Source organism: Verrucomicrobiia bacterium, from assembly GCA_035946615.1.
Lineage (GTDB): Bacteria > Verrucomicrobiota > Verrucomicrobiia > Limisphaerales > UBA8199 > DASYZB01.
Genome location: DASYZB010000160.1, coordinates 1 through 5211 on the forward strand (window position 1 = coordinate 1; position 5211 = coordinate 5211).

Here is a 5211-nt window from a genome sequence, read left to right on the forward strand (position 1 = left end):
CTGGGCTCCTCGGCAAAGGCTTTTTTGCCGGGCAGTATTTGACCCCCCTTTTCAAGGCGCCCATCGGGTAGCGGCATTGGAGTCGAAGGTCCTGCGCTACCTTAACCCTCACAAAGTTTTGACAGGCCGAAATTTTAATCCAGATTGCATCAAGCGACGCCCTATGCCGGCAAACGGAAAGTTCTTGAAAGGTCACCTGCTGCTGGACAGCGGCCAGTTGCGCGGCTCATTTTTCCAGCGCACGGTCGTGCTGATTTGCCAGCATGACGCCGAAGGGGCGTTCGGTTTGGTGCTCAACCGCGCGACAGGCAGCAACGCCGGCGAGATGATCGTAGCCGACCTCCCCGACACGCTCAAAACATGCCCGCTCTACCTGGGCGGCCCGGTGCAACCTTCGGCGTTGAGCTTTTTGCTGACCGACGCTTTCATTCCGGAAGCCAACGTGCTCCCGAACCTGAGCCTGAGCCATTCGGTGGATGCATTGATCGAGTTGGGCGAATCGTTCTCGCCGACCCAGAAAGTGAAGCTGTTCGCCGGGTATGCCGGGTGGAGTCCCGGCCAACTCGAAGACGAAATCAAGCGCAAGGCCTGGGTGACGCACCCGGCGTCGTTGGAGCTGGTTTTTGATACGCGGCCGGACGAACTCTGGCAAAAAGTGCTGCGTAAGAAAGGCTGGCAGTACCGGCTGCTCTCGCAGATGCCGGAGGACCTATCGCTGAATTAAAAAAGGACAACTATGAGGCGCGCATTGAGCTGGCTGGGCCTAATGGCTTCCGTGACCATGGCGTATGGAGCGGCCGAGATCGGCCAACCGGTGCCGGACTTTACGGCCACGGATATCAACGGGCAAACCCATAAACTGAGCGATTACAAAGGCAAAATCGTTATCCTGGAGTCCTACAATCAGGATTGTCCGTTTTGCCACAACCATTACCGGACCGGTGCGATGCAGGAACTGCAAGGGGACATGACGTCCAAGGGGGTGGTGTGGTTGGTCGTAAATTCTGTGGGCGAGAAATATTCGAGCCATCGGAGTCCCGAAACTGCGCGCAAGGAGTGGGCCGAGCAAAAGATGAAGGCCACGGCGTGGCTGGACGACAGCTCGGGGGAGATTGGGAAGAAATACGGCATGCGCACGACACCGCACATGTTCGTGATCGATCCGAAAGGCATCCTGGTTTACCAGGGCGCGATCGATGATCGGGCGGAGCCGGAAGGCGATCCGCGCACGGCCCGAAATTATGTCCGGGAAGCCGTGCAGAGGTTGCAGGCAGGGGAAGCGGTGACGGTTTCACAGACCCGGCCTTACGGGTGCGGGGTGAAATACGGGAGCTGAGCGAGCTACAGAGCGGGGCTACTTTGGCAACAGCTCGCTCACCATGGTCCTTTCTTCCTTTAACTCGTTCACCGTAGCGTCGATTTTCGACCGGCTGAAAGGGTTAATCGGCACGCCTTGCACAATCTCCAGGCGCTGGGCGACGTTGCGAACCGGGAACGAGCTGATTAGCCCTTCTTCGACACCGTAGCTGCCATCCGAGCAGAGGCAAACGCTATGCCAATCGCCGGCCGGCGTGGGCCCGATGATGGAGCGGACGCTGTCCACGACGGCATTGGCGGCGCTGGCGGCACTCGATGCGCCGCGGGCTTTGATGATCGCCGTGCCGCGCTGCTGTACGGTGGAGATGAACTCGCCTTTTAGCCACGCTTCATCCCGGATGAGTTCGGTCGCCGGCCGGCCGTTGATTTTGGCGTTGTAAAAATCGGGGTATTGAGTCGAGGAATGGTTGCCCCAGACAGCCACATTGGAAACTGAAGCCACAAGCACGCCGGCCTTTTTTGCCAGTTGCGATTTAGCGCGATTCTCGTCCAGGCGGGTCATGGCGAAGAAGCGGTCGCGCGGCACACCGGGGGCATTATTCATGGCAATAAAGCAATTGGTGTTGCAAGGGTTGCCGACGACCAGCACGCGCACATCGGAGGCGGCGTTTTTCTCAATTGCGCGGCCCTGGCCGATGAAGATCTTGCCGTTAATGCCTAGCAGATCCTTGCGCTCCATGTTGGCCTTGCGCGGGATGCTGCCCACCAACAGCGCCCAATTGACGCCGCGAAAACCTTCGTCGAGGTTGGCCGTGGCCACCACACCCTGGAGCAGCGGAAACGCGCAATCCTCCAACTCCATCACCACGCCGCCGAGGACGGGCAAGGCGGGCTCGATTTCAATCAAGTGCAGGATGACGGGTTGGTTCGGGCCGAACATGGCTCCGGAGGCGATGCGGAACAAGAGTGAATAGCCAATTTGGCCGGCGGCGCCGGTCACAGCCACGCGAATGGGAGATGCGCTCATGGTATCTTAGGTTTCAGGTACAGTTATTCTTCAATGCGTTGAATCGGTTAAATAAGTTAAACAAGTTAAATAGGCAATAGCTTTAACGGAGTCGGATTGAATCCTTGCCGGCTCCCGATAAGGACGTCGCGCCTCACCGCTCCGGAAGCCGCCCGAAACGGGAAACGGAATATCACAAACCGATTGGATGCCAGGCGGTTTTGAATTCGACGGAATCCAGAATCCAGTAGGGATCTTCGGCCTTACGGCTAAACCAGTCGGCCGGCGCGAGCGCGTGGTCCGCATAGCGTTTGAGGTTGAAAGCCGTGCCAGCTTGAAGCCGCGTGCGCAATTCGGGCTCGCCGACCCCGTCCACGACTGCGTTGACATCCATGTGGCCGGCGATGTGCGAGACCAAATCGGCGCGGCGTCCGGTGAGCAGGTTCACCACCCCGGCCGGAAGATCACTGGTGGCCAGGATTTCGGCAAAGGTAGCCGCCGGCAGCGGACTGGATTCCGAGGCCAGGACCACAGCGGCGTTGCCACTCAGAATCACCGGCGCCAGTAAAGAGACAAGCGGGATCAGCGCGGGCCGATCGGGGGCCAGAATCACCACGACGCCCGTCGGCTCCGGCGTGGTGAAGTTGAAATGCGCGCTCGCCACGGGGTTGACGCTGCCGAAAACCTGCGGATATTTGTCAGACCATCCGGCAAAATAAACCAGGCGGTCAATGGTGGAAGCGATTTCGTGATGCGCCTTACCGGAGGAGACGCCTGTCGAACGGACGATTTCGGCCGCCAACTCGGCCGCCCGATTCTCGAGCATTTCGGCTGCCCGATAAAGGATTTGCCCGCGCAGGTAAGCCGTTTTGGCAGCCCAACCGGCAGTGGCTTTGCGAGCGGCGGCGATCGCGTCACGCAGATCTTTGCGTGAGGCGTGGCAAACATTCTCGAGCAACTTTCCATCCGGCGAATGCGCCGGCAGCCAGCGCCCGCTCTCGCTGCGAACGAAGTTACCGCCAATGAATAGTTTATAGGTTTTATGAACCGCCAATCGCGCGCTCATCGGGCGACAGAATAAAGCGACCGGCGGCGGGTGTCGAGGTTTGTATCTGAGACGGGTGGACGAGATAAAAGTTGGTTTTGACGTTTTCTATTGTTTTTGGCCGCCTTATTGTAGTAATATGACTACAATATGAAAGCTCCCTCTCCCAATTACTCCAACCTCGAACAGCAACGTCAGGGCCTCCTGCGCCAACTCGCCGACTTGCGTGAGTTGCGTCGCGGCTCCCTGACCGAGCAGTTCCTGACTGTTAAACATGCCGATGGTTCAAGTGCCAAACGCGGCCCCTATCCGCTGCTGACCCGCAAAGAAGCCAATAAAACCGTCTCGGTCCGGCTCACCGATCCGGCGCTGGTTCCGCTCTATCGCCAGCAGATTCAAGCCATGCGCCAATTTGAGGGCGTGGTCGACCAGTTGGTGCGCCTGGGCGAACAACTCGGTGATTTGGCGGTAGCTGAAGTCGTGCAAAAAAAAACTGCTGGTGGAACTGGAACAAAGCGCCGAGGTGCGTCGCCTGGCCACGGCCATGGCCAGCAGGCAGACACCTGATTTCGAGGCCTGGGAGACGCTCATGCTGCAGGCGGCTCGCCAAGGCGGAGCTGGCGTCCTGGGCAGCTTACTCTCTCATTGGCAGGGCCATGCTCCCAGGGAGATAGTTCTGTGTGAGTGCGGCCAGCGCATGACCAGCCAGGGGCGGCGGGCCAAGGGATTATTGACCACCTTGGGAGGAGTTCCTTTCCGGCGCTCGTTTTACCAGTGCGAGCAATGCCGCCAAAGCCGCTTCCCTGATGACGAGCGTCTGGACATTGTCAACACGACCTATTCGCCTGGGGTGCGCCGCCTCATGGCGCGGGCCGGCAGCCAAACGCAGTTCGAGCAAGCCGCCGAAGACCTGCTTTGCTACGCCGGGTTGCGGATCGAACCCCGGGAGATCGAGCGAGTCGCTGAAGAAGTGGGCCGGCAAGTCGAACAGTGGCTCTCGGAACAACAGGAGCAGATAGTGCATACTGGCCTGAGCGTCCCGCCCCAACTGGAACCCGGCGCTAAGTTCTACATCAGTTTTGATGGAACTGGCATCCCGGTGCGCAAAAGCGAACTCGTGGGACGAAAGGGCAAACAGGCCGATGGTTCGGCGCGAACACGGGAAGTCAAACTGGGCTGTGTGTTTACGCAGGTCGGCTTGGACAAGGAGGGCCATCCTCAACGCGATCCGGATTCAACGACCTATGTCGGAGCCATCGAGTCGAGCACACTTTTTGGCTGGCGCATGTACGCCGAGGCGTTGCGGCGCGGCCTGGAGCAAGCCCAAACGGTTATCGTGCTCACCGACGGCCAACGTTACAACCGCACCATCACCCAGACGCACTTCCCCGGTGCGGTGCATATCGTGGATCTGTTCCACGCTTACGAGCATCTGACTCTAATCGCGCAAATCCTGTGGGGACCAGAAGCCGAATCCCCCCAGGCCTGGCGCAATTTACTGGAAGCCGGCGACATCCAGCGACTGGTCCGCAAGGCCGGCAAAAACTTGCCCAGCTCGCCCAAAGCCAAAAAGTCCCTTCGCAAAGAGATAGGCTATTTTGAGAACAATGCCTCCTGCATGCGCTACGCCGAATATCGTGAAAAAGACTTCTTCGTCGGTTCGGGTGTCGTCGAGGCCGGCTGTCGCACCGTCATTGGCGAGCGCCTCAAGCAATCGGGCATGCGTTGGTCGGTCCGTGGAGCAAACGCTATTATCGCCCTTCGCTGCTGTATCATGTCCGGCCGTTTCGAGGATTTTTGGGCCGCTCGCACCCGCTAGCTCCCACTTTTATCTCGTCCACCC

The 5211-nt window shown here is 59.0% G+C and carries 6 protein-coding genes; 4 read left to right on the plus strand and 2 right to left on the minus strand.

What is annotated here, in order from left to right; all coding sequences use genetic code 11:
* Positions 1–163: 163 nt before the first annotated feature.
* A complete protein-coding gene (locus VG146_23050) occupies positions 164–724 on the plus strand; it encodes a YqgE/AlgH family protein (protein ID HEV2395240.1) in 561 nt (186 codons plus the stop codon).
* Positions 725–736: 12 nt separating this feature from the next.
* Positions 737–1336, plus strand: coding sequence for a redoxin domain-containing protein (locus VG146_23055; protein HEV2395241.1), 600 nt, complete (start codon positions 737–739; stop codon positions 1334–1336).
* Between the two features lie 18 nt (positions 1337–1354).
* Here VG146_23055 and VG146_23060 read toward each other — a convergent pair whose 3' ends face one another.
* Complete coding sequence (locus VG146_23060) at positions 1355–2344, minus strand: malate dehydrogenase (protein HEV2395242.1); 990 nt, start codon at positions 2342–2344, stop codon at positions 1355–1357.
* Between the two features lie 172 nt (positions 2345–2516).
* Entirely contained in the window at positions 2517–3389 is an 873-nt protein-coding gene (locus VG146_23065) for an aldehyde dehydrogenase family protein (GenBank protein HEV2395243.1), read from the minus strand.
* A gap of 129 nt (positions 3390–3518) precedes the next feature.
* On the opposite strand from VG146_23065, the gene VG146_23070 reads away from it, so the two are divergent.
* Positions 3519–3935, plus strand: coding sequence for a DUF6788 family protein (locus tag VG146_23070; GenBank protein ID HEV2395244.1), 417 nt, complete (start codon positions 3519–3521; stop codon positions 3933–3935).
* The gene (locus VG146_23075; GenBank protein ID HEV2395245.1) at positions 3868–5187 is read left to right on the plus strand and encodes an ISKra4 family transposase; all 1320 of its coding nucleotides are present in this window, start codon (positions 3868–3870) and stop codon (positions 5185–5187) included. The genes VG146_23070 and VG146_23075 overlap by 68 nt, the downstream gene beginning before the upstream one ends.
* Positions 5188–5211 lie beyond the last annotated feature (24 nt).